Below are 24,040 nucleotides of genomic sequence, written 5' to 3' on the forward strand. Positions count from 1 at the left end.
CGAAGGGTAGGCATGCGGATCCTGCTTTTCACCGGCAAGGGGGGTGTCGGCAAGACCACGCTGGCCGCGGCCACGGCGGCGGCACTCGCCGGGCGGGGCAGGAAGACGCTCGTCGTCTCGACCGACCCCGCGCACTCCCTCGCTGACGCCTTCGGCCGCGCGCTCGGCGCGGAACCGTCCGAAGTGGACGAGCTTTTACACGCCGCCCAGATCGACACCCGCGGTCTCGTCGACAGCACCTGGCGCGAACTCCGGCAGGAACTGCAGACGGCGCTCGCGGGGGCGGGTCTCGACTCGCTCGACGCTGAAGAGCTCACTGTCGTTCCCGGTGTCGACGAACTCCTCGCCCTCACCGAGGTCCAGCGTCTCGCCGAGCACGGTCCCTGGGAGACGGTCGTCGTCGACTGCGGGCCGACCGCGGAAACACTGCGCCTGCTGGCTTTGCCCGAGGCCGTCTCGGGTTATCTGACGAGGATGTTCAAACCGGGCGCGCGGCGGACGGCGACCGCGGTACGGCGCCTCGGCGCGCACCTGGAGTCGCTGCGCACCCTGCTCACCGATCCGGCCACGACCACCGTGCGGCTCGTGCTGACACCGGAACGCGTCGTCGTCGCGGAGGCCCGCCGCACGCTCAGTTCCCTGGCCCTGCGCGGGATCCTGGTCGACGGCCTGATCGTCAACCGGCTGATGCCCGCGCCCGGGTTCTGGCGCGGTGCCGCGGCCTCGTGGATGCGGACGCGGCGAACGCAGCAGAACGCCGTCCTCGCCGAACTCGCCGACGCCGGCTTCGGACCCGGACAGGTGAAGCCCGTCGAGCACCGCGCCGTCGAGCCGGTGGGGCTCGAGGCGCTGCAGGAAATCGCGTACGAGCTGTATCAAGGCCTGGACCCCTTGGCCGGAAACGAAAAGGGTGTCACCCCGCTCCTGCAGGTGTCCGAATCGGACGGTGGCTACCGGCTGCGGATCGCCGTGCCGTTGCACCGGGAATCCGAAGTGGACCTGGCCAGAGTGGACGATGATCTCGCCGTCACCGTGGACGGTTTCCGGCGGCTGATCGCGCTGCCGGAGATGTTGCGCCCGTGCCGGATCACCGGTGCGGAATCCGACGCGCACGGCCTGGTCGTGAGCCTGGCCGGGAACCGGGGACCCGGGTGAGCGAGAACGACGGACAAACACGGACCGACGGCCTGAAACTGGCCGAAGAGATCCGGCTGCTGGTCGAACTGGTCGTCGAGCACGCCGCGCCGTGGCTGGAGGGCCTGATCTCCGCCGGGCACGGCTGCTCGGAACACGAGACCGACGGCGGCTGGTGCCCGCTCTGCGCGGTCGTCGGGATCTTCCGCGGTGAGCGGCCCGAGTTCGTGGCACACCTGATGGAACAGGCCGCGCAGCTCGTCGCGTTGCTGCGGGCGGTGCTCGCGGACCGCTGGGAGCCCGAGGGCGGGGTCCACATGCCGGGGTTCCAGCCTGCGCGGAAGGAGCCCGCGCGGGAAGATGCGCCGGTGGGAGCTTCGCGGGTCCAGCACATCACGGTGACCAGGCGCGACGCTTGGCAGCCGGACCGGGAGAACTGAGTTGCTGACGGTAGGGGTGGACGTCGGGGGCACGAGTGTGCGCGCCGGCGTGGTGGACGAGCACGGCTCGCTGATGGACACCGCCAGGGTGGGTACCCCCGGCGAGGAGAACGCGCTCGAAGACGCCATCGCGGGGGTCATCGAAGACCTGCGCAACCGGCACGACGTCTCCGGTGTCGGGCTCGCGGTCGCCGGGTTCGTCGCCAACGACCGGCGGACGGTGATGTTCGCGCCGCATCTGTCCTGGCGGGCCGCGCCGGTCGCGGAGCGGATCGAGAAGCGCGTCGGCCTTCCCGTCACCCTCGAGCACGACGTGAACGCCGCCGCGATCGGCGAGTACCGCTTCGGCGCCGCGCGAGGAGCCCATGTCGCCGCGCTGATCGCGCTCGGTACCGGGATCGGCGCGGGCCTGCTGCTCGACGGCAAGATCTACCGGGGCGCGTACGGTGTCGCGCCGGAACTCGGGCACCTGACCGTCGTCCCCGGCGGGCGGGCCTGCCCGTGCGGGAAGTACGGCTGCTGGGAGCGGTACTGCAGCGGGACGGCCTTGGCCGCGACGGCGGTGGAACTGCTCGCGCGGCACCCGGGGCGCTCGACCGTGCTGGCGCGCGAGACCAGGGGAGACCCCGGCTCGGTCACCGGGCGGCGGGTCGCCGGTGCCGCCCGCGACGGCGACCCGATCGCCCAGCGCGCGATGACCGAACTGGCGAAGTGGCTGGCCGAGGGACTGGCGCTGGTCGCCGACGTCTTCGATCCCGAGATCATCGTGATCGGCGGCGGGGTGTCCGAATCGGCGCCGCTGTTCCTCGACGAGGCGCGCGAGCACTACGCGGGCAAGATCACCGGCGCCGGGCACCGGCCGCTGGCCCGGATCCGCGCGGCCCAGCACGGGGACGACACCGCCATCGTCGGCGCCGCGGCCCTCGCCGTCGACGCGGCGAAGGCTCCCGGCGCCGAGGTCGGTGTGACAGGCTGAAGCCGTGACCCGTCAAGACGGCAACGGCTTCGTGAAGTGCGACTTCGGGCATCTTCACTGGGGCCTGAACGGCGCCGCCGGGTTACTGCTGTCCGATCCCGCGCGCGGTGTGCTGCTGCAACGCCGGGCCTGGTGGGTGCATCACGGGCGCACGTGGGCGTTGCCAGGGGGAGCGGTCGAGGCGGGGGAGAGCCCGCGTGAGGCCGCCACCCGTGAGGCGCACGAAGAGGCCGACATCCCGCCCGCCCGGGTCCGTCCGCTGGCGGCTTCGCTCGTCGACCACGGGAATTGGCGCTACACCACGATCCTGGCCGCGCCGATCGGCACGCTTTCGGCCAGGGTGAAGAACGCGGAGAGCGCGGAACTGCGGTGGGTCCGCGCGGGCGAGGTCGCGGACTTCCGCCTGCACCGGGACTTCGCGACGGCGTGGCCGGGATTGAGGGAACACTTGGATCGCAGGCTGGTGCTGGTGGTCGACGGCGCGAACGTCGTCGGATCCCGGCCGGACGGCTGGTGGCGCGACCGGCGCGGTGCCGCGGAACGGTTGCGCGACAAGCTCGCGACCCTGGCCGGGACCGGGTTCGCCGATCCGGCGCTCCCCGGCGGCGGCGAGTGGTCCTGGTGGCCGAAGGTCGTGCTGGTCGTCGAGGGCAAGGCACGGGGAGTCGAAGCGGTGCCCGGTGTCGAGGTCGTCGACGCCGAGACGGACGGGGACTCCCAGATCGTCGCCGTCGCCCGGTCCGCTCGCGCCGAAGGACCGGAAGACCACGTCGTCGTCGTGACCGCCGATCGGGAACTGCGTTCCCGCGTCGAGGCCCTGGGCGCCTCCACCCTCGGCCCCGGCACCCTCTTGGTGCACCTCGGCTAGGGACGCGCGATCTTTCCGTCCCGCATCTCCGCGATGAGCGAGGCGACGACGGCGCGCAGGCTGCCGTTGTACTGCTTCGCCACCGCGCGCTGACGCAGGTAGCTGGGCCCGTAGCGCAGGATCGTCTCCACCGACCGCAGCTCGTCGGCGCAGTCCAGGCGCCGGGCCACCGGTTCGAGCCGGTTCAACAGGTCGAAGGTGTCTTCGGTGACGGGCCGCTCGTTGCCCGCGGCGTCGAGGATGACGATCGCGTCGACGCCGTAGCGCGCCGCGCGCCACTTGTTCTCCTGGACGTGCCACGGCGGCAGGGTCGGCAGGATCTCGCCGTCGTCCAGGCGCGCGCTGAAGTCGTCGACCAGGCATTGGGTCAGCGCCGAGATCGCGCCGACCTCCTCCAGCGTGGGCAGCCCGTCGCACACGCGCATCTCGATCGTCCCGAAATGCGGGGCGGGCCGGATGTCCCAGCGGATCTCGGAGAAGTGGTCGATCACGCCCGTGGTGAACATGTCGTCGACGTAGCTCTCCAGTTCGGTCCACTTCCGGAACTGGAACGGCAGCCCCGCCGTCGGCAACTGCTGGAACATCAGCGCGCGGTTCGACGCGTATCCGGTGTCCTCCGCGCCCCAGTACGGCGAGGACGCCGAAAGCGCTTGCAGGTGCGGCGCGTAGTTCAGCAGCGCGTCCAGGATCGGCAGGGCCTTGTCGCGGTGGTCGAGACCGACGTGCACGTGGACGCCGTAGATCAGCATCTGCCGTCCCCACCACTGGGTCCGGTCGATGAGCTTGGCGTATCGCTCCTTGTCGGTGACCTTCTGCTGGTACCACGTCGAGAACGGATGCGAACCGGCCGAGAACAGCTCCACGCCCAGCGGATCGAGCACCGAATGAACGACGTCCAGCGACTCGTTCAGATCCGCTTTGACCTCGGCGATCGTGTCGCAGATGCCGCTGATCACCTCGATGGTGTTGAGCAGCAGCTCCTGTTTGATCTTCGGATGCTCCTCCTCGCCGTCGGGACGGACGGCGTCGAGCACCTGTTCCGCGACCGACGAGAGTTCACCGGTCCGCCGGTCGACGAGGGCGAGTTCCCATTCCGCGCCGACCGTCGACCGGCGCGAGGGAGTGAAGTCGATCTTCATGTTCGGAATTGTCCGGCAGTTCAGACCTGCGCGCCGTTGTGCGGATCCGCGCCGGGGGGCGGCCCCTGGCGGACCCGCAGCAGGAGGAGCGCGATCGCGGTCGCGAGGGCGAGGATGCCGAGCGGCGTGCCGAGGCGCGTGCCCATGCCGATCAGGGTGGGCGCGATCAGGAGCAGGAGCCCGAGCAAGAAGAACAGCAGGACGATGAACGCGCCCTTGCGCGGCCGCGGCAGGGGAGGCGGCTCGGGCGGCACGAAGTGGCCCTCGTCGTCGCTCGAGCCGGCGGGGTCGCCCTCGAAGAGGGTCTTGTCCCAGCTGGTGCCGCCACCTCGCCAGCCCGGTTCGGGCTCGGCCTCCGAGGTCTCGGGCCGGGGTGTCTTCTCCGAGGACCTTTCAGCCTTCTCAGGCTTCTCGGCCGTCTCGGATTTCTCGGCCTTTTCGGTGGCCTTCCCGGCGGGCTTCTCGAGTTCGCCCTCGGGGAACAGCCCGACGCCCTCCGCGCGGAGGTCGGCCACGATCTCGGCGAACGTCGCGTCGACGTCCTCCGGCCCGTCCTTGCCCCTGCTCATCCGGCGTCCACCTGTCCCGCCCGGCGCACGGACCGGGCGAAGTCCACCGTACGCGTGAAGATCAGGCCTGCGTCGTGGTCTTGGGTCGCGACGTGGAAGCTGTTTTCCAGCACCACCTCGGTGACGTCCCCGCTGCCGATCCCGTCGAGGATGATCCGCGAGTTCTCCGGCTCCACCACATGGTCGACGGCCGAGTGGAGCAGCAGCACGGGCTGCGTGACCTTGGCCAGGTCCGGCCGTACGACGGCCCACAGCTTCGCCAGGCTCGCGGCCGCGCGGACCGGGGTGCGGGGGTAGGCCAATTCGGTCTCGCCCGGCTTCGCGATGTCGTTCGCGATCGCCTTCACCGACGGCACCATGTTCGCCAGCAGCGGAAGCAGCTTCGTGTCCAGCCCGCGGCGCATGATCGAGGGGTTCACGAGCACGATCCCGGCGATCCGGTCGCCGAACTCCTCGGCCAGCCGCAGGGTCAGCGTCCCACCCATCGACAACCCGGCGACGAACACCGAGTCACAGGTCGACAGGAGTGCCAGCAGTTCTTCACGGACCGCGCCGTACCAGTCTTCCCATCCTGTCCGGTTCATGTCCTGCCACCTGGTCCCGTGACCGGGGAGCAGCGGGCAGCGCACCGTGTACCCGGCCTCGGCCAGATGGTCGCCCCAGGCCCGCATACTCGCGGGGGTGCCGGTGAATCCGTGGCACAGCAGGAAACCTGCTTCGGTCGAACCGGTGTGAGCGAACGGTTCCGCGCCGGCGAGGACGGCCATGCGATCGCCTTCCGTGAGAGCTGGGTAGGTCTACTATGTTCGCACGAGCGGAGCGGCTTGTGGGCCCCCGGCCGTCGCCGGAATCGAGCCGGATCGGGTGTGAGATCCGTCGCTGGGTGCGGGTAACCGGGTGGACTTCGTTGTGCCGCGGGTGCGCGATTCGTAGTCTTGACCATCGGGCGCGGGGGTTGAGCTGCAAGGAGGAGTTTTCGCAGTGCTGTACTGGCTCATGAAACACGTGTTTATCGGGCCACTGCTCAAGGCGCTGTGGCCCACCAAGGTGGTCGGTGCGGAGAACATCCCCGACGACGGTGGCGTGATCCTCGCGGGCAACCATCTGGCGGTGGCGGACTCCTTCTTCATGCCGCTGCGGGTCAAGCGCAAGGTGACCTTCCCGGCCAAATCGGAGTACTTCACCGAGAAGGGCCTCAAGGGCCTGCTGAAGAAGTGGTTCTTCACCGGCGTCGGCCAGTTCCCGATCGACCGCTCCGGCGGCAACGCGGCGCAGGCCGCGCTCGACACCGCGACCCGGCTGGTCCGCGAAGGGCATCTGCTCGGCATCTACCCCGAGGGCACCCGCTCCCCGGACGGCCGGCTGTACAAGGGCAAGACCGGCGTCGCGCGGATCGCGCTCGACTCCGGCGGCCTCGTGGTCCCGGTGGCCATGGTCGGCACCGACAAGGTGAACCCGATCGGCTCGAAGATGTGGTGGCCGCGCCGCCTCGAGATCCGGTTCGGCAAGCCGCTCGACTTCTCGCGCTACGAGGGCCTCGCCGGCGACCGCTTCATCGAGCGGTCCATCACCGACGAGATCATGTACGCGCTCATGGAGCTCTCCGGCCAGGAATACGTCGACATCTACGCCGCCAAGGCGAAGGAACTGCTCGCCGCCGAAGAGGCGGGGATCCGGCCGAAGGTGCCCGCGCAGCCGTCCGCCAAGGACGTCGCCCGCATCCCGGACACCAAGGTCGGCTGAGCGCCCACTAGGGTTCTCCGGTGCGCTTTTTCTACGACACCGAATTCATTGAGGACGGCGTGACGATCGACCTGGTGTCGATCGGTGTCGTGGACGAAAGAGGCCGCGAGTTCTACGCGGTCTCGACCGATTTCGACCCCGGCAAAGCGGGCCCCTGGGTCCGCGACAACGTGCTCCCGAAACTCCCGTCGCCCGCCGACCCGGCGTGGCGCAGCCGCGAGAAGATCCGTACGGACCTGCTCGAGTTCTTCGGCAAGCCGCCCGGCGGGATCGAACTGTGGGCCTGGTTCGCCGCCTACGACCACGTCGCCCTGGCGCAGCTGTGGGGGCCGATGCCCGCGCTGCCGCGCCAGCTGCCGCGATTCACGCGTGACCTGCGGCAACGCTGGGAGGACGCGGGCAAGCCGAAGCTCCCGGCGGCTCCGGACGACCAGCACGACGCGCTGGCGGACGCGCGGCACAACTTCCAGCGGTGGGGAACCATCGAGTCCTACTGGCAGCGTTGATCTGTCGCGCGCGCTATGAAAGGCCCGTTACTTGCAAAATTTGCCAGTAACGGGCCTTTCATAGCGCACCTGACCCCAGCACTCACCGCCGCGCGTCGACGGCCTCGGCCAGCGTGTCCAGCAGCTCGGCCGTCGTGTCCCACCCCAGGCAGGCGTCCGTGATCGACTGCCCGTAGGCCAGCGACGAAGCCGAGCCCAGCTTCAGGTCCTGCCGCCCGGCCACCAGGAAGCTTTCCAGCATCAGGCCCGCGATGCCCCGCTCACCGGCGCCGATCCGCCCGGCGAGTTCTCGGACGACCGAGGCCTGGCGCACGTGATCCTTCGCGCTGTTGCCGTGGCTCGCGTCGATGATCACGCGCTCCGGCAGCCCCGACTTCGCCAGCCGCGCCAGCGTGTCGGCCACCGTCGCGGCGTCGTAGTTCGGGCCGGCGGAGCTGCCGCGCAGGATGACGTGACAGTCCTCGTTCCCCGCGGTGGTGATCAGCGCGGCGAGCCCGTCGGGGTTGATCCCGGCGAACACGTGGCTCGCGCCGGCCGCGCGGGTGGCGTCGACGGCGACCTGGACGTCGCCCTCGGTCGAGTTCTTGATCCCCACAGGCATCGACAGCGCGCTGCACAGCTGCCGGTGCACCTGGCTCGCCGCGGTCCGCGCGCCGATGGAACCCCAGGTCACGGTGTCGGAGATGAACTGCGGGGTGATCGGGTCGAGGAATTCGCAGCCGACCGGCAGGCCGAGCGCGGAGATGTCGAGCAGCAGTTTGCGCGCCATCCGGAGGCCCTGGTTGACCTCGTAGGTGCCGTCGAGGCCGGGGTCGTTGATCAGGCCCTTCCAGCCGAGCGTGGTCCGCGGCTTCTCGAAGTAGACGCGCATGACGATGTGCAGGTCACGGCGGTGTTCTTCGGCTTTGGCGGCGAGGCGGCGGGCGTAGTCGAGCGCGGCGTCCGCGTCGTGCACCGAGCAGGGCCCGACGACGACGAGGAGCCGGTCGTCCCGGCCGTCGAGGATGTCGACGGCCGAGGCCCGCCCGGCTAGGACGGTATCGGCGGTTTCCGCGGTCATCGGATGCTCGTGCCGCAGCATCGCGGGCGACAGCAGCGGGTTGACGGCCGCCGTGCGGTGCCCGTCGAGGGCGATCAGGGTGTCAGCGGAGGGAGACATCGCGGGTCTGGTTCCTTTCGAAAGGGATACCGACCCGCGGGAACTCGCCGAGCCGGTGTGATTCCGGCTCGGGGTGGAAGTCAGCGCAGGTTCACGCCGCCGTGCCCACCCGGGGCCGGCTTCGTAAACCAGAAATAGCGCTGCACGACGCCAAGCTAGCACATCTCGTGACGTGTACCGATTCCCGAGGTGGTCCGCCCTGCACCGATCCAGAGAACTGCCGCTACCCTGGCATCGGGACATGTGACTGTCATCTCTACGGAACACAAGACGGAGGCTTCTGATGCGTGTCGGTGTGCTGACCGGCGGTGGCGACTGCCCGGGACTCAACGCGGTGATCCGCGCTGTGGTGCGCAAGGGCATCGAGGTGCACGGCTGGGACCTCGTCGGGTTCCGCAACGGCTGGAACGGTCCCCTCACCGGGGACAGCCGCCCGCTCGGCCTGAACGACGTCGAGGACATCCTCACCCGCGGCGGCACGATCCTGCGCTCGTCGCGGACCAACCCGTACAAGGTCGACGGCGGCGTGGACAAGATCAAGGCCGTCCTCGCCGAGCAGCAGGTCGACGCGCTGATCGCGATCGGCGGCGAGGACACCCTCGGCGTCGCGAAGCGGCTCACGGACGACGGTATCGGCGTCGTCGGGGTGCCCAAGACGATCGACAACGACCTCGGCGCCACGGATTACACCTTCGGCTTCGACACGGCGGTCTCGATCGCCACCGAGGCCATCGACCGGCTGCACACCACGGCCGAGTCGCACCACCGCGCCCTGGTCGTCGAGGTCATGGGGCGGCACGCGGGCTGGATCGCGCTGCACTCCGGCCTCGCCGGCGGCGCGAGCGTGATCCTGGTGCCGGAGCGGCACTTCAACGTCGACCAGGTCGTTTCGTGGGTCGAGCGCCGCTTCGAGAAGGAGTTCGCGCCGATCATCGTCGTCGCCGAGGGCGCGCTGCCCGAAGGCGGCGAGGAGAAGCTGCTCACCGGCGAGAAGGACGCCTTCGGGCACGTCCGGCTCGGCGGGATCGGCACCTGGCTGGCCGACGAGATCGCCGCCCGCACCGGCAAGGAGTCCCGCGCGGTCGTGCTCGGGCACGTCCAGCGCGGCGGCACCCCGACGGCGTACGACCGTGTGCTCGCCACCCGGTTCGGCCTCAACGCCGTCGACGCCGTGGCCGACGGTGACTTCGGCGTGATGGTCGCGCTGCGCGGCACGGACATCGTCCGCGTCAAGCTCTCCGAAGCGACCGCCGAACTGAAGACCGTCCCGGCCGAGCGGTACGAAGAGGCCGAGGTCTTCTTCGGCTGAGCTGTGTTACAGGAGAAGACCCCTTACTTTGTGCTGAGTTCGGGTAAGGGGCCTTCACTTTCCTTGCGGCCCCGCCCTCGCGGCGAGTTGAATCGGCCACCCGGGGGATCTGGGTGGAAGGGCGGGGGTTCTCATGACCGGAGCGGATCCAGCAGGCGCGAGTTCTTGAAATGGCTGGCCGCGAGCGGGACCGGAGTGGCGCTCGCCGGGCTGCTGCCCGGCATGGCCGCGGCGGCCGAGGGCGAGATCGTCGTCATCAGCCGGGTCACGCTGATCGACGGCACGGGTTCGGCCCCCCGGCGTGACGTCTCGGTCGTCCTCGTCGGGGAGCGGATCGCCTGGGTCGGCGGCTCGGAGCAGCTCCCGGAAACCGGTGCCGCGCGGGTGATCGACGGCCGCGGCAAGTACCTGATCCCGGGACTGTGGGACATGCACACCCACGGCGCGGACCTCGAAGAGATCGTCCCGCCGCTGCACCTGGTCCACGGCGTCACGGGCGCCCGCGAGATGTGGGGTTACGCGGAGAACCGCGCGTCCCGGGACAAGATCGAACGCGGTGAGCTGCTGGGCCCGCGCATGGTGCTGGGCAGCGGGATCGTCGACGGACCGGTCACGCTCCTGAGCCCGCCGGTGCTCCAGGTGTCGACCGATGCCGAGGCGCGGGCGGCCGTCCGCGCGGAGGCGGCGGCGGGCGCCGAGTTCGTCAAGGTCTACTCCTATCTCGGTCCCGAGGCGCTGCGCGCGGTCGCGGACGAGACCCGTGACCTGGGGCTGCGGTTCTCCGGGCACTGGCCGTACAAGGTGTCCCATTTCGAGGTGAGCGATCTCGGCCAGCACAGTTTCGAGCACTTCTTCGGGGTCTCCATCCACTGCTCCTCCCGGCGCGACGAGATCCTCGCCCGGTTGAGCGCGTTGCCTTACGACCCGGCGGCGCCGCGTGCCTTCTTCAACGTGGCGCGGCAACTGGAGTTCGAGTCGGTCTCCGCGTACAGCCCCCACGCGGCGTGGAACTACTTCAACCGGTTGCGGCGCAACGGCACCTGGCATTCGCCGACACTGACCATCAACCGGGTCGTCACCCAGCCCGCCGAAACCCACAAGCAGGACGCGCGGCTGAAGTACCTGCCCGCCGACATCCGCGAGAGCTGGGCCGTGGGCATCGAGCGGTTCGCGCCGAAGACCCCGGCGGACATCGCCCTGCAGGAGCGGTACTACCAGGAGACGCTGCGGCTGGTCGGGGTCGCGCACGACGCGGGCGTCGGGATCATCGGCGGCACCGACTGTCTCAACCCGTACACCTTCCCCGGCAGCGGGCTGCACGAAGAACTCGGTTTCCTGGTCGAGGCCGGGCTTTCGCCGGTGCAGGCGCTGAAGGCCGTCACGGGTGACGCGGCGAAGTTCCTCGGCAGGGAGCGGACCTCGGGCACCGTCGCGGCGGGGAAGGAGGCGGATCTCGTGCTGCTGGACGCGAACCCGGCCGCCGACATCCGCAACGTCGCGAAGATCGACCTGGTGATCACGCGCGGCCGCGTTCTCGACAAGACGGCTCGACGCCGGATGCTCGACGCCGTCGAGGTCGCCGCGAACCGGCCGGTCACGAGCGCCCGGCTCCACTCCCTGGCCCGCCGGGGCTGCTGTTGCTGATCAACCGAGCTTTTCGGCGAGTTCGATGATGATCCCGTCGGGTCCGCGCAGGTAGCAGAGCCGGAAGCTGTTCTCGTAGTTCACGACCTCGCCCACGAGTTCGGCGCCGTGCGGCCGCACGCGGTCGAGGACGGCCTCGACGTCGTCGACCTGGAAGGCGAGGTGGCGCAGGCCCAGCGTGTTGGCCGGGGCGTGCGAGTCACCGGCGTGGGACTCGGGCGTGAGGTACTGGATGAGTTCGAGACACCCCTGATCGCCGGGGACCCGCACCATCGCGACCTCCGATTTGGCCTTGTCGACGGCGGTGATGCGGTCCGCGAGCTCGCTCTCCATCGTCATCTTGCCCTGGAGTTCGAGTCCGAAATCGACGAAGAACGCGACGGCGGCCGTGAGGTCGCTGACGATGACGCCGACGTGGTCCATCCGCTGGATGCTCATGCTGATCTCCTCGCTGTGGGTGCTTCCGGCCCAGGGACGGCGCCACTTCACCGTTCTCGACATCCTTCCCGCGAAACGCGGGGTCAGATGAGCGCGAGGGTGTCCAAAAGCGACACGGCGCGGGCGATGTCCTCGGTGAGCGGCCGGTCCTCGACGCTCGGGTCGAGCACGGTCGCGGCGGCCTCGTAGGCGTCCCGCGCGGGCAGGGCGACGAGCTCGGCCTTCCGCATCCGCAGCGCGCGGACGGCCGCGACCAGTTCGCACGCCAGCACCTGCCGGTACGCCGTCCCCGCCGCGGTCGCCGCCCGCGCGGCCTGGGTGGAGAAGCTCGCGTGGTCCTCGATCCCGCGTGAGACGACGGCGGTGCCCAGCGTCGCCGGGAGCGCGGCCTGCCGCAGTTCGGTGAGCGCGTCGTGCGCGACGTACTCCAGGATCATCACGCCCGAACTGCCCGACGGCCCGGCCGCGAGGAACGGCCGCAGCCCGGTGAACTCCGGCTCCACCAGATCGCCCAGCCGGGCCACCGACAGCTCGGCGACCTGGTGGATGGTCGCGCGCACCTGGTCGAGCGCGGTCGAGACGTACGCGGTGTGGAAGTGCGCGTGGTGGTACGCGTCCTGGTGCACCGTCGAGATCATGGGGTTCTCGGTGCTGGCGTTGATCTCCACCGCGAGCACGTCGCGCAGGTAGTGGATCGCGTCCAGCGCCGGGCCCTGCACCTGCGGGAACGCGCGGAGCCCGAACGGGTCCTGGATCCGCCGCCCCGGTTTGGGCGTGCCCTCCATCCCGAGCAGCCGCCGCATCTCCGCCGCGCACGCCACCTGCCCTGCGTGCGGACGAGCTTCGTGCACCGGAGTCGCGTACGCCTCCGGGTTCCCGTCGAGCGCGATGTAGGTCAGCGCCGCGACGACGTGACTCGCCCGCGTCAGCGTGTCGAGCCGCATGGCCGCGAGAGTCGCTTCGGCGAGTGTCGCGGCGTTGCTGCTCATGAACGCCAGCGCGTCACCCGCCTGCACCGGAACCGGTGGCACGCCGCCCGCCAGCCACGGCCGTTCGCCGGTGAGGGCGAGCGCGGTCTCCGCGAGCGGGGCGAGGTCGCCGGTGCCGATCGCGCCGAGCCGGTGCACCAGCGGCAGCGAACCGGTCCGCACCGCGGCGGCGAGAGCCCCGATCAGTTCGGGGCTGAGCCCGGCGCGGCCCGCCAGCAGCTGGTTGAGCCGGATCAGCATCATCGCCCTGGTCTGGCCGGGGGACATGACGTCGCCGCTGCCCCCGGCGTGACTGCGCAGCAGCCGCAGTCCGTGATCCGGCGATTCGCCCTCGCCGACCGGGTCCTCCTTGTTGGCGCCGACACCGGTGGTGCGGCCGTAGACGATCCGGCGCGTGCTCAGCTCCTCGGCGAGTTTCCACGCGCTCTCGGCGCCGCGCAGCGCGGCGATCGAAACGTCAATGTTCAGCGGTCCCTCGGTGCCCGCGGCGGTCACGACGTCCGCGCAGCGCAGGGTCCGGCCGTCGACCCGGATCACGGCGGCCTCCTTTCACGACCGCCCCACTATGGGCCATCAGTCCGCGGGCGGCTGCCAGGGCGGGCGGTTGCCCCAGTCCCACTTCGGCATCGGCTCGGGGACGGAGACCTCGCGGCCGGGCTGGGAGAACATCACCGCGAGCCTGCTGCCCCACTCGACATACGCGGCGAACGCGGAGCGGAACTCGGGATCGGCCGGGAGCCCGGCCTCGTCGGCGGCGTCGAAGAGCAGGTTCACCCAGCGGCGGCGCTGCTCTTCGGTGATGCCCTTGCCGAGATGACGCCCGACCATGTGCCGGTGCCCGCCGTGCTCGCCGCTGTAGGTCTCCGGCCCGCCGAACACCTCGGCGAGCCAGATCGCGACGTGCTCGGGGTGGCCGGGGTCCATGCCGCGGAAGACCGGCTCCAGCAACGGATCCTTCAGGACATGGCCGTAGAAGATGTCGGTCAGCCGTCGCAGGGCGTCCAGCCCGCCCGCCCAGTCGTACAACGTCGGCGTCTCGGTCACGTAAGGTCCTCCCAGTGCGGTGATCCCCCGGTCAGGCAAGGCAACACCACCGTCCATCCGGCGGCAACCGCTTACTTTTCGGTGCGTGCCAACGGGAGCGGTTACGCCCCGCACTCGAAGCGCTCTACGACTGGGGAACGCGGCGGGCGGCCGACCGGGGCGTCACGTTCGAGCCGTTACCTGTTCACTGACTGTCCTCGCCGGCCGGTGGCACCGGCCGGCTGATTGGCCGTTCTCCGTGGCTCGGCGAGGCTCCCGGAAGTCCGCATCATGCAGGCAACGCGCCGTTCGTGACATATTCCCGTCAGGGAATGTTCGAAAATGTCCATCCGAAAGTCTTGGTCTGAACCATTGACGAGGTGGTCTAGTCCACTTAACTTGTGCGTGTCCCGCCGCAGTCCTCTCGTCACCGCTGGTGACCGTGAAGGGAGAACGCATGTCCCGTTTGAGCAGGCTCACCGCGATCGTGGGCGCCGCCGCCGTCGCGCTGGGCGCGCTGGCCGTCGCCGCGCCGGCGCAGCAGGCCACGGCCGCACCGGAAGCGCAGGACGCTTCGGTCGGCAAGGTACTCGGGTACTTCGCCGAATGGGGCGTCTACCAGCGGAACTATCACGTGAAGAACATCGACACGTCGGGTTCGGCGAGCAAGCTGACCCATATCAACTACTCGTTCGGCAACGTGACCGGCGGTGGCTGCGCCCTCGGTGACGCCGAAGCGGCGACCAGCAAGTTCTACGACGCGGCCTCCAGTGTGGACGGTGTCTCGGATACCTGGGACAACGGCGCGCTGCGCGGGAACTTCAACCAGCTCAAGAAGCTGAAGGCCAAGTACCCGAACCTCAAGGTGCTGTGGTCCTTCGGCGGCTGGACCTGGTCCGGTGGCTTCGGTGAGGCGGCGAAGAACCCCGCCAAGTTCGCCGAGTCCTGCTACAACCTGGTCAACGACCCGCGCTGGGCCGGTGTCTTCGACGGCATCGACATCGACTGGGAGTACCCGAACGCCTGCGGACTCTCGTGTGACACCAGCGGCCCGGCCGCGATCAAGGATCTGGCACAGGCGCTGCGGGCGAAGTTCGGCTCGAAGCTGGTCACCGCCGCGATCACCGCGGACGGCACCGACGGCGGCAAGATCGACGCCGCGGACTACGGCGGCGCCGCGCAGTACTTCGACTGGTACAACGTCATGACCTACGACTACTTCGGCGCCTGGGCCGCGCAGGGCCCGACGGCCCCGCACTCGCCGCTGAACGACTACGCGGGCATCCCGACCGCCGGCTTCCACTCCGACGCCGCGATCCAGAAGCTCAAGAGCAAGGGCGTCCCGGCGGCCAAGCTGTTGCTGGGCATCGGGTTCTACGGCCGCGGCTGGACCGGCGTCACGCAGGACGCCCCCGGCGGCACCGCGACCGGCCCGGCGGCGGGGACCGAGCCGGGCATCCAGGACTACAAGGTCCTGAAGAACACCTGCCCGGCCACCGGCACCGTCGCGGGCACCGCCTACGCCAAGTGCGGCAGCGATTGGTGGAGCTACGACACCCCGGCGACCATCGGCGGGAAGGTCACCTACGCCAAGAACCAGGGGCTCGGCGGCGCCTTCTTCTGGGAGCTGTCCGGTGACACCGCCGACGGCGAGCTGATCACCGCTCTGGCCAAGTAAGGCCGAAGTACATGAAGGCCCCCTTCCTTGCGCCTAGGTACAGGAAGGGGGCCTTCATGTACTCGCCGGTGCGGGGGAATACCGTCTCCGCATGGGTTTCGAGGGTTTCGGTGAGTACGCCATCGACTTCTACGACGGCCTCGAGGCCGACAACTCCAAGTCCTACTGGGACGCGAACCTCGCCACCTACAAGGCCGACGTCCGCGCGCCGATGGAGGCGCTGCTCGCGGAACTGGTCCCGGAGTTCGGCGACGGTTTCGGCACGGGGAAGGTCTTCCGCCCGTACCGCGACGTCCGGTTCGCCAAGGACAAGACGCCGTACAAGACCCACTGCGGCGCGGTGATCGAGCAGGGTCGCGGCGGTGGCGCGTACTACGTCGAGGTCGGCCCGGCCGGGCTGCGCGTCGGCGGCGGCTGTTTCCACTTCGAGTCCGATCAGCTCGCCCGGTTCCGCAAGGCCGTCGACACCGAACTGCGGGGCGGCGAGCTGGCCAAGATCCTCGCGAAGCTGGAGAAGGCGGGCTGGGAGATCAAGGGCGACAGGCTCAAGTCGAAGCCGCGCGGGTTCGCGGAGGACCATCCCCGCATCGACCTGCTGAAGTATCGCTCCGTGTACGCCGTCCGGGGCTGGGAGCCGGACGACGTCCTGCACGAACCCGGCGCGCTCGACCGGGTGCGGAAGGCGTGGCGGCAGGTCCGGGCGTTCAACGAGTGGGCGCGGGACCGTGTCGGGCCGAGCGAGAAGCCGCGCCGATAACCGCCGAACCTCGTTCGACGGTTACGGAGAGCCCTGGTGAACTGACACTTTTCTTGAACTTTCGGTATCGGTAAAGACGTAGCTCCGATGAGGGACTACGCTGTGCGAACGTGAGCCGACGCGCGAAGATCGTTTGTACCCTTGGCCCCGCGACCGCTACGCCGGAGAAGATGCGGCAACTCGTCGACGCCGGGATGGACGTCGCGAGGATGAACTTCAGCCACGGGACACACGGCGACCACAAGCAGGTCTACGACCTCATCCGCACCGCCGCCGCCGAATCCGGCCGCGCGGTGGGCATCCTCGCCGACCTCCAGGGGCCGAAGATCCGTCTCGGCACCTTCGCGGGCGGGCCGGTCGAGTGGCACAACGGCGACATCGTGCGGATCACCGTCGAGGACGTCGCGGGCACCCATGACCGTGTCTCGACCACCTACAAGGGACTCGCCGACGACGCGAAGCCCGGCGACCGTCTCCTCGTGGACGACGGCAAGGTCGGCCTCGTGGTCAAGGACGTCGAGGGCCCGGACGTCGTGTGCGAGGTCACCGAAGGCGGCCCCGTCAGCAACAACAAGGGCGTCTCCCTGCCGGGTATGGACGTTTCCGTGCCGGCGCTGTCCGAAAAGGACATCGAGGACCTCGAGTTCGCGCTCGAACTCGGCGTGGACTTCATCGCGCTGTCGTTCGTCCGCTCGCCCGCCGACATCGACCTGGTCCACCAGGTGATGGACCGCGTGGGCAAGGGCCGCCTCCCGGTGGTCGCGAAGATCGAGAAGCCCGAAGCGGTCTACAACCTCGAAGCCATCGTGCTCGCCTTCGACGCGGTGATGATCGCCCGCGGCGACCTGGGCGTGGAACTCCCGCTGGAGCAGGTCCCGCTGGTGCAGAAGCGCACCATCCAGATCGCCCGCGAGAACGCGAAGCCGGTCATCGTCGCGACGCAGATGCTCGAGTCGATGATCAACAGCTCCCGCCCGACCCGCGCGGAGGCCTCGGACGTCGCCAACGCGGTGCTCGACGGCGCGGATGCCCTCATGCTCTCGGGCGAGACCAGCGTCGGCCGCTACGCCATCGACGTGGTCAAGACCATGGGCCGGATCATCGAAGCCGTCGAGACCGACTCCCCGGTCGTGCCGCCGCTGTCGCACGTCCCGCGCACCAAGCGCGGCGTCATCTCCTACGCGGCCCGTGACATCGGCGAGCGGCTGAACGCCAAGGCACTGGTCGCCTTCACCCAGTCCGGCGACACCGTCCGGCGGCTCGCGCGGTTGCACACGCGGCTGCCGCTGCTGGCCTTCACGCCGGAGGAGAGCGTCCGCAGCCAGCTCGCGATGACCTGGGGCACCACGACGCGGATCGTGCCGAAGGTCGACTCCACCGACCAGATGATCCAGCAGGTCGACCACGCGATGCTCGAAATGGGCAAGTACGCCAAGGGCGACCTGGTGGTCATCGTCGCTGGCTCCCCGCCGGGAACCGTCGGCTCGACCAACCTCATCCGGGTGCACCGCCTCGGCGAAGACGACCACGCCTGACGGCGGTCACCTCGCCTGCCCCACACACGTGCCATGAAAGGCCCGTTACTTGCAAAATTTGCAAGTAACGGGCCTTTCATGGCACGCGCGGGCACCCAAAGCGTCCCGAAGGTGGCCTTCGCGACAAACGTCCCGCCTCGCAGGGGCCCGAAGCACCCTTACGGCCTAAGGTTCGGTACATGACTGAGATGGCCAGGGAGGCCGCGGCCGGCTTCGACAGCACCGGCGGCGTCGGCGGTCAGCCGGTACTCGACAGGCTGGTCGCGCTGCTGGACTTGGAGAAGATCGAAGAGAACATCTTCCGCGGCGTCTCACCGGCGCATTCGCCGGTGCGGGTGTTCGGCGGGCAGGTCGCGGGGCAGGCGCTCGTCGCCGCCGGCCGCACCGTGCCCGAGGAGCGGAAGGTCCACTCGCTGCACGCGTACTTCATCCGCGGCGGTGACCCGAGCGTCCCGATCGTCTACGAGGTCGACCGTATCCGCGACGGCCGCTCGTTCACCACCCGCCGCGTCGTCGGCATCCAGCACGGCAAGGCGATCTTCTCCCTGTCCGCTTCGTTCCAGAAGGACGAGGGCGGCATCGAGCACTCCGAGGGCATGCCGGACGTCCCGGACCCCGAGTCGCTGCCGACGCTGCAGGAGCGGGCCGAGGGCTACTTCGACGGCTTCCGCGACCGGCCGCGCCCGATCGACCTGCGGTACGTCAACGACCCGCCGTGGGTGACCCGCGAGTCGGGGGAGCGCCCCGCCAGGAACCAGGTCTGGATGCGGGCCGACGGCAAGCTTCCGGACCAGCAGTTGCTGCACGTCTGCGTCCTCACCTACGCCTCCGACATGACGCTCCTGGACTCGGTCCTCGCGCGCCACGGCGTCTACTGGGACCTCGACAAGGTGATCGGCGCGAGCCTCGACCACGCGCTCTGGTTCCACCGCCCGTTCCGGGCCGACGAGTGGTTCCTCTACGACAGCGCGTCCCCGACCGCGTCGGGTGCCCGCGGTCTGGCCACGGGACGGTTCTTCGCCGCGGACGGAACGCACATCGCCACCGTTGTGCAGGAAGGCCTTCTCCGGGTGGTGTGAACGGTGACGTTCCGCATCGAAGAGGCGCCTTGTCCACCCTTTAGAGGGAATGGCGAAATGCATTAACATCTGGAGCCAGAGCATTACGCAATGGTCGCGGGGATAAAGGGAGGGCCGGAACCGATCGGGGGACGGCTCCGGCCCTGCACCGGGGGTGAATCCGGCTTCGACGGGTATCCTTCCGGAAACCCATCGGTGCAGCTCGCGGCCCCGCGCCCGTGCCGCGAGCGGATCCGCCGTCACCGATGAAGGTGGGCGTACCGCGTTGCACAACGCACAACCTACAACGGCAATCTGCAAATTGCAGGATGAAAATCCGGACGTGTCGGGAAATGGTCGGGTGACCATCTCACCGAATGTGTCTCGGGCTGGCTCGATGTGCTTCGAGCGAGGGTTCCTGAACACTGTTCTCCTCGCCGCGTCGTGATCGGTTTTGCCGGACAGCCTGTGGAGGTGCCGTGATGACGAGGGGTCAGGGACCCACCGTGCGCCGCCGGAGACTGGCGAGCGAACTGAGGCGGTTGCGCGAGGCGGCCGACCTCACCATCGACGAAGTGAGCGAGAAGCTCGAATGCTCGGCGTCGAAGGTCAGCCGGATCGAGACCGGCCACGTCGGCGTCACCCCGCGCGACGCGCGCGACATGCTCGAGCTCTACGGCATCGCCGGCGACGAGCAGGAAGCGCTCGTCCAGCTGGCCAGGGAAGCCCGCAAACGCGGCTGGTGGCACGCGTACAACGAGGTGTTCACCGGCACCTTCGTCGGCCTGGAGGCGGACGCGAGTTCGCTGCGGGCGTTCCAAGCGCTGCTGGTGCCGGGCCTCTTGCAGACAGAGCGGTACGCCAGGGCCGTGATCAGGGCGATGCGGCCCGACGCAGAGGAAGCCGAGATCAGGCGCAGGGTGGCCGCGAGGATGGCGCGCCAGGAGCTGCTGACCGATCCTTCGCCCCCGGAGTACTGGGCCGTGATGGACGAGGCGGTCCTGCATCGCACGGTCGACGGGCCCGAGGTGATGGCGGAACAGCTGTACCGGATGGTCACGATGGCCGCGAAGGCGAACGTGACCATCCAGATCGTGCCGTTCGGCGCGGGTGCCCACCCCGGGATGGAGGGTCCGTTCCTCGTCATGGGCTTCCCCGAACTGGCCGACACCGACGTGGTCTACGTCGACAGCACCTCCACGGGCCTCTACCTGGAGGAACCACCGGACGTCCGGCGATACGCGTTGATGTTCGACCATCTGCGTGCCGCCGCGTTGAAGCCGGACGACTCGGTCGAGGTGATCGCCGAGGCCGCCGGAAGGTTCGCCGAACAGGCGGCCTTGCCGGAGAAAACCGGAAACTAGTAAGGAGTGGGGAGCATGACGCCCAACGATGATCTTTCCCAGGCCCAGTGGCGCAAGAGCAGCCACAGCGGGGGCGGCAACGACTGCGTCGAGGTCGCCTTCACCGGTTCCGGTGCCGCGCTGAGGGACTCCAAGGACCCCGAGGGAGGTGCCTTCCGCCTCTCGCCGCACGCTTGGCGGGGGCTGCTCGGCGCCGTGCGCCCGAGTGGCCCGGCACACGACTAGAGACCGGGAAATTCGACCCCTTACGCCTCCCGAGCAGGGGATGGGCAGGAGTAAGGGGTCGAATCACGTCCGGGTGTAGGCGATCACCCGATGCCGCGAGGCACCCCTCAGGACGAATCTCATCACTACCGAACAAGTGGATGAGTTCCTAAGGGGAAACAGTGATGAACACGAACGACGCCCTGCTCACCGGAGTACTGGCCGAGGTCGAGTACCGCAGGGAAGAGCTGCAGCGGGCAGGCCGCAGCGTGTGGGTCGACAAGGCCCGCCGGGCGGGCAAGAGGATCCGCGCGCACCGCGCCGAGGTCCAGGTGCCCGCCCAGCAGCGCCGCGAGACCGGGCAGATGCCCGCTCGCAGCGGCGAGATCACCCGGTAGAGGTCGAGTGCGATGAAGCTCTCGACCGAAACCCAGGCGAAGTTGTCGGCCCGGTAGGCAAGAATGCACCTCGTGCCCCGTCTTGGCTCCGGAATCCCGATCGTCGCCCGCACTCAGGAGATGCGGCAGCTCCGCGCCGCCTTCGCCCGTGCAGAACGGGCAGAGGCGGGCGCGGTGCTGCTCTCCGGAGACGCCGGCGTCGGCAAGACCCGTCTCCTGACCGCGCTCGGCGAGTACGCCGCCGGCGCGGGCGCCCTGGTGCTCACCGGGCGCTGTATCGACGTCCATGAGGGCGGTCTTCCCTATCTTCCGTTCGCCGAGGCCCTGGCGCCGCTGGCGACGACGTCCGACCCCGCGGTCACCGCCGCGGTCCGTGCCCGGCCGGCGCTGGGCAGGCTGCTCCCGCAGATGCAGCAGGCGGAGGACTTCCCCGCCATCGAAGACGGTCAGCTCACCGCGAGCGAACGGGTGTCGACGCAACGGCTCCGGCCCGAACAGGACCTCGGCCAGCTCCAGCTGTTCGACGCGGTACTGGGGGTGCTGACCGTCATCGCGCAGCGCCGGCCGGTGGTGATCCTGCTGGAGGACCTGCACTGGGCCGACGGCTCCACCCGGAACCTGCTGTCCTTCCTGATGACGAGGCTGCGCACCCAGCGGTTGCTGGTGGTGGCGAGCTATCGCGAGGAGGACGTCCACCGGCGGCATCCGCTGCGGGGGCTGCTGTCCGAAGTGGTGCGGCTGGGCGCGGTCGAGCGCGTCGAGGTCAAGCCGTTCGGCGCCGAGGACGCGCGCGCGTTCGTCGAGGCACTGGCCGACGAGCCGATCGGCCAGGACATGATCGCCGACATCGTCTCCCGGTCCGAGGGCAATCCGTTCTTCGTCGAAGAACTGCTCGCCTCCGCGAAGGACTGCCGTGACCTCCCCGCCGGGCTGGCCGAAGTGCTCCTCGCCCGGGTGGAACAGCTTTCCCAGATCACCCGCCGGGTGCTGCGCGTGGTCTCGGTCGCCAAGGACGCCGTGGCGCACGCCGCGCTCGCCGAGATCTCCGGGCTGGACGAGCTCGAACTCGACGAGGCACTGCGCGAGGCGGTGCAGCATCACGTACTGGTGATCGAGAACGGCTTCTACACCTTCCGTCACGCGTTGCTGCAGGAAGCGGTGTACGGCGACCTGCTGCCGGGGGAGCGGGTGCGCATGCACGCGGCCTACGCGTCGCGGATCCGCACCAGGACGCAGGGCCGGGGCCAGGACGCGCGGCTCGCGCACCACAGCCTGGAGAGCAAGGACTTCGTCGGCGCGTTGGCGGCGTTGCTGCGTGCGATAGTCGAGGCCGAGAAGCTCGGCGCACCCGGTTCCGCGCTCCGTCACGTCGAGCAGGCACTCTCCATCTGGGACGCCGTCCCGGAGCAGGACCGCCCGGCGGACATCGACGAGCTCAACCTGCTCCACGAGGCCTCGTACTTCGCGAGCACGTCCGGCGAACCGGAACGCGCCGTCGCGTATTCGCGCTCCGCGACAGAGGCGCTTACGCCGGAGACGGATCCCGAGCGGTCCGCCAAGGTCTGGCGGCGGCACGCGGAGGCGCTGCTTTCGGTCGACGGCACGCTCGACGAGGTCGTCGCGGCGATCGACAAGGCATGGAGCCTGGTCGAACACACCGAGGCGAGTTCCGCGCGGGCCTGGGTGCTCGCCACCAGGGCGGGGATCCTGCGGCTGATGGACAGGTTCGACGAGGCGCTGCAGTGCGCGCTGGCCGCGGTCGCCGACGCCAGGGCCATCGGTGCCGGCGGGGCGGAAGCGGCCGCGCTGGTCTCGCTCGGCACGCTGGCCGATTCGGCGGGAGACGTCGAGGAGGCGCGAGAGCGGCTGCGCCAGGCCGAGCGGAAGGCGAGGGATTCCGGCGCGCTCAACGGCGAACTGCGGGCGCTGCACTTCCTCGGGCTGAGCTACGACGACAGGGCGGAGATCCCTTCCGCGCTGAAGTACTACGCCAAGGGCATCCAACGCGCCAAGGAAACCGGGCTGACCTGGAGTTCGTTCGGGATCGAGCTGCGGACCAAGCACCTCACGCTGCGCTACATCAGCGGGGACTGGCCGGAAGACGACGACGCAGGCCGCGCGGGCCGCGGCGTTTCGAGCGTCGTCGCCGGGCGGTTCCTGGGGATCTGGGCGCAGTTCGTCGTCGGACGGGGCCGGTTCGCGGACGCGGACAAGATCTTGCCCAGTCTGCACCGGCACTGGAGCGCGGACTACTCGATAGCGCTCGCGTCGGCGGACGCCGCCATCCAGCTCGCGACCTGGCGCGGGGACAACGCGGGTGCGGTGCGGCAGGCGCACGAGCTGATCGACTGGCTCGAAGAGGTCGAACCCGCGGTGCTCGGGGGAATCCGGATCAGCGTGCACGGCCTCGCGGCCGCCGTCGCGCAGGCCGCCGAAGCCCGGGTCCGCGGGGATCAGGCGACCGTGGACACCGCGGTGGAGTCGGGCGAGAAGATGCTCGCCCACGGACGCCGGTGCGCCGAACACGGCATCCCGCGTTCGGTGTCGCTCGGCCCGGAGGCGCTGGCGTGGCTCGCCCGGCTCGAGGCGCTGGGCAGTTGTCTGCGCGGCGCGGGAGACCCGGCGCTGTGGGCGAAGGCGGTCGAGGCGTTCGGGTACGGCGCGGTGTACGAGCAGGCCATGTGCCGTCTGCAGCACGCGAAGTCCCTGCTGGCGTCCGACGGTGACACCGCGCTCGCCGCGTCGGAGCTGCTGGCCGCGCACGCGGTGGCCGACAAGCTGGGTGCCTGCCCGCTGCGCGAAGCCGTCCAGGACCTGAGTCACCGGGCGCGCGTCGAGCTTCCCGGGGCGCCCGCGGCCCCGCGCCGTGACGTCGTCGATCCCCTCACCGACCGGGAGCGGGACGTACTGGAGCGTGTCGCGCTCGGCCGGACCAACCGGCAGGTCGGCGAGGAGCTGTACATCAGCGAGAAGACGGTGAGCGTCCACCTCTCGCGCGTGATGGCGAAACTCGGCGCGAGCCGCCGGGCCGAGGCCGTCGCGATCGCTTACGACCGGGGCCTGCTGGCCGCCCCGACGACGTCCTCCTGACCCGCGTTTCGTCCTCTGG

General features: G+C 69.7%; 23 protein-coding genes. 16 read left to right on the top strand and 7 right to left on the bottom strand.

Features of this window, described 5'->3' with window-relative positions; translation table 11 throughout:
- The first annotated feature begins 12 nt into the window (after window positions 1-12).
- The 4 genes from BKN51_RS04735 to BKN51_RS04750 are packed head-to-tail and all read left to right on the top strand — an operon-like array spanning window position 13 to window position 3,418.
- On the top strand, window positions 13-1,155 hold the full coding sequence (locus tag BKN51_RS04735; protein ID WP_101606455.1) for an ArsA family ATPase: 1,143 nt from the start codon (window positions 13-15) through the stop codon (window positions 1,153-1,155).
- On the top strand, window positions 1,152-1,574 hold the full coding sequence (locus BKN51_RS04740; RefSeq protein ID WP_101606456.1) for a hypothetical protein: 423 nt from the start codon (window positions 1,152-1,154) through the stop codon (window positions 1,572-1,574). Before BKN51_RS04735 ends, BKN51_RS04740 begins: the two co-directional genes overlap by 4 nt.
- A gap of 16 nt (window positions 1,575-1,590) precedes the next feature.
- Window positions 1,591-2,550, top strand: a complete 960-nt coding sequence (locus BKN51_RS04745) for an ROK family protein (RefSeq protein WP_101606457.1) — start codon at window positions 1,591-1,593, stop codon at window positions 2,548-2,550.
- A gap of 4 nt (window positions 2,551-2,554) precedes the next feature.
- On the top strand, window positions 2,555-3,418 hold the full coding sequence (locus BKN51_RS04750; RefSeq protein WP_101606458.1) for an NUDIX domain-containing protein: 864 nt from the start codon (window positions 2,555-2,557) through the stop codon (window positions 3,416-3,418).
- On the opposite strand, the gene BKN51_RS04755 is transcribed toward BKN51_RS04750, so the two are convergent.
- The 3 genes from BKN51_RS04755 to BKN51_RS04765 are packed head-to-tail and all read right to left on the bottom strand — an operon-like array spanning window position 3,415 to window position 5,893.
- Window positions 3,415-4,557, bottom strand: a complete 1,143-nt coding sequence (locus BKN51_RS04755) for a glutamate--cysteine ligase (protein WP_101606459.1) — start codon at window positions 4,555-4,557, stop codon at window positions 3,415-3,417. The two genes, BKN51_RS04750 and BKN51_RS04755, sit on opposite strands and share 4 nt — an antisense overlap.
- 20 nt (window positions 4,558-4,577) lie before the next feature.
- On the bottom strand, window positions 4,578-5,126 hold the full coding sequence (locus BKN51_RS04760) for a hypothetical protein (protein WP_101606460.1): 549 nt from the start codon (window positions 5,124-5,126) through the stop codon (window positions 4,578-4,580).
- On the bottom strand, window positions 5,123-5,893 hold the full coding sequence (locus tag BKN51_RS04765; RefSeq protein ID WP_101606461.1) for an alpha/beta hydrolase: 771 nt from the start codon (window positions 5,891-5,893) through the stop codon (window positions 5,123-5,125). The genes BKN51_RS04760 and BKN51_RS04765 overlap by 4 nt, the downstream gene beginning before the upstream one ends.
- Before the next feature lie 214 nt (window positions 5,894-6,107).
- Here BKN51_RS04765 and BKN51_RS04770 point away from each other — a divergent pair, with 214 nt between their 5' ends.
- Complete coding sequence (locus tag BKN51_RS04770; RefSeq protein ID WP_101606462.1) at window positions 6,108-6,869, top strand: lysophospholipid acyltransferase family protein; 762 nt, start codon at window positions 6,108-6,110, stop codon at window positions 6,867-6,869.
- 20 nt (window positions 6,870-6,889) lie between these two features.
- Entirely contained in the window at window positions 6,890-7,375 is a 486-nt protein-coding gene (locus BKN51_RS04775; RefSeq protein WP_101606463.1) for a polyadenylate-specific 3'-exoribonuclease AS, read from the top strand.
- 82 nt (window positions 7,376-7,457) lie between these two features.
- Here the strand turns inward: BKN51_RS04775 and BKN51_RS04780 are convergent, their stop codons facing one another.
- Window positions 7,458-8,534, bottom strand: a complete 1,077-nt coding sequence (locus BKN51_RS04780; protein WP_101606464.1) for a 3-deoxy-7-phosphoheptulonate synthase — start codon at window positions 8,532-8,534, stop codon at window positions 7,458-7,460.
- Window positions 8,535-8,817: 283 nt separating this feature from the next.
- On the opposite strand from BKN51_RS04780, the gene BKN51_RS04785 reads away from it, so the two are divergent.
- Window positions 8,818-9,843, top strand: coding sequence for a 6-phosphofructokinase (locus BKN51_RS04785; RefSeq protein ID WP_101606465.1), 1,026 nt, complete (start codon window positions 8,818-8,820; stop codon window positions 9,841-9,843).
- Window positions 9,844-10,008: 165 nt separating this feature from the next.
- Window positions 10,009-11,487 (top strand): amidohydrolase family protein, encoded by a 1,479-nt coding sequence (locus BKN51_RS04790; protein WP_233224249.1) that lies wholly within the window; start codon window positions 10,009-10,011, stop codon window positions 11,485-11,487.
- On the opposite strand, the gene BKN51_RS04795 is transcribed toward BKN51_RS04790, so the two are convergent.
- The 3 genes from BKN51_RS04795 to BKN51_RS04805 all read right to left on the bottom strand — a co-directional run bounded on the left by BKN51_RS04795 (window position 11,488) and on the right by BKN51_RS04805 (window position 13,958).
- Complete coding sequence (locus tag BKN51_RS04795) at window positions 11,488-11,925, bottom strand: VOC family protein (protein WP_101606467.1); 438 nt, start codon at window positions 11,923-11,925, stop codon at window positions 11,488-11,490.
- An 83-nt stretch (window positions 11,926-12,008) separates the two neighbouring features.
- Window positions 12,009-13,451, bottom strand: coding sequence for an aromatic amino acid ammonia-lyase (locus tag BKN51_RS04800; protein WP_101606468.1), 1,443 nt, complete (start codon window positions 13,449-13,451; stop codon window positions 12,009-12,011).
- A 36-nt stretch (window positions 13,452-13,487) separates the two neighbouring features.
- Entirely contained in the window at window positions 13,488-13,958 is a 471-nt protein-coding gene (locus BKN51_RS04805; protein WP_101606469.1) for a group II truncated hemoglobin, read from the bottom strand.
- Between the two features lie 436 nt (window positions 13,959-14,394).
- Between BKN51_RS04805 and BKN51_RS04815 the strand changes: the two genes are divergently transcribed.
- From BKN51_RS04815 to BKN51_RS04850, 8 genes are all read left to right on the top strand, one after another.
- Entirely contained in the window at window positions 14,395-15,615 is a 1,221-nt protein-coding gene (locus tag BKN51_RS04815) for a glycoside hydrolase family 18 protein (RefSeq protein ID WP_101606470.1), read from the top strand.
- Between the two features lie 91 nt (window positions 15,616-15,706).
- On the top strand, window positions 15,707-16,372 hold the full coding sequence (locus tag BKN51_RS04820; protein WP_101606471.1) for a DUF2461 domain-containing protein: 666 nt from the start codon (window positions 15,707-15,709) through the stop codon (window positions 16,370-16,372).
- A 110-nt stretch (window positions 16,373-16,482) separates the two neighbouring features.
- Window positions 16,483-17,907, top strand: a complete 1,425-nt coding sequence (gene pyk / locus BKN51_RS04825) for a pyruvate kinase (RefSeq protein WP_101606472.1) — start codon at window positions 16,483-16,485, stop codon at window positions 17,905-17,907.
- Between the two features lie 179 nt (window positions 17,908-18,086).
- Window positions 18,087-18,986, top strand: a complete 900-nt coding sequence (gene tesB / locus BKN51_RS04830) for an acyl-CoA thioesterase II (protein ID WP_101606473.1) — start codon at window positions 18,087-18,089, stop codon at window positions 18,984-18,986.
- Between the two features lie 461 nt (window positions 18,987-19,447).
- Entirely contained in the window at window positions 19,448-20,329 is an 882-nt protein-coding gene (locus tag BKN51_RS04835) for a helix-turn-helix domain-containing protein (RefSeq protein ID WP_101606474.1), read from the top strand.
- Between the two features lie 15 nt (window positions 20,330-20,344).
- Window positions 20,345-20,554: a DUF397 domain-containing protein gene (locus tag BKN51_RS04840; RefSeq protein ID WP_101606475.1), complete on the top strand. Its 210-nt coding sequence runs from the start codon at window positions 20,345-20,347 to the stop codon at window positions 20,552-20,554.
- A gap of 164 nt (window positions 20,555-20,718) precedes the next feature.
- Window positions 20,719-20,931: a hypothetical protein gene (locus BKN51_RS04845; protein WP_101606476.1), complete on the top strand. Its 213-nt coding sequence runs from the start codon at window positions 20,719-20,721 to the stop codon at window positions 20,929-20,931.
- Between the two features lie 63 nt (window positions 20,932-20,994).
- The gene (locus tag BKN51_RS04850) at window positions 20,995-24,021 is read left to right on the top strand and encodes a helix-turn-helix transcriptional regulator (RefSeq protein WP_101606477.1); all 3,027 of its coding nucleotides are present in this window, start codon (window positions 20,995-20,997) and stop codon (window positions 24,019-24,021) included.
- The last annotated feature ends 19 nt before the right edge of the window (window positions 24,022-24,040 follow it).

This window comes from Amycolatopsis sp. BJA-103 (assembly GCF_002849735.1).
Classification (GTDB): Bacteria; Actinomycetota; Actinomycetes; order Mycobacteriales; family Pseudonocardiaceae; genus Amycolatopsis.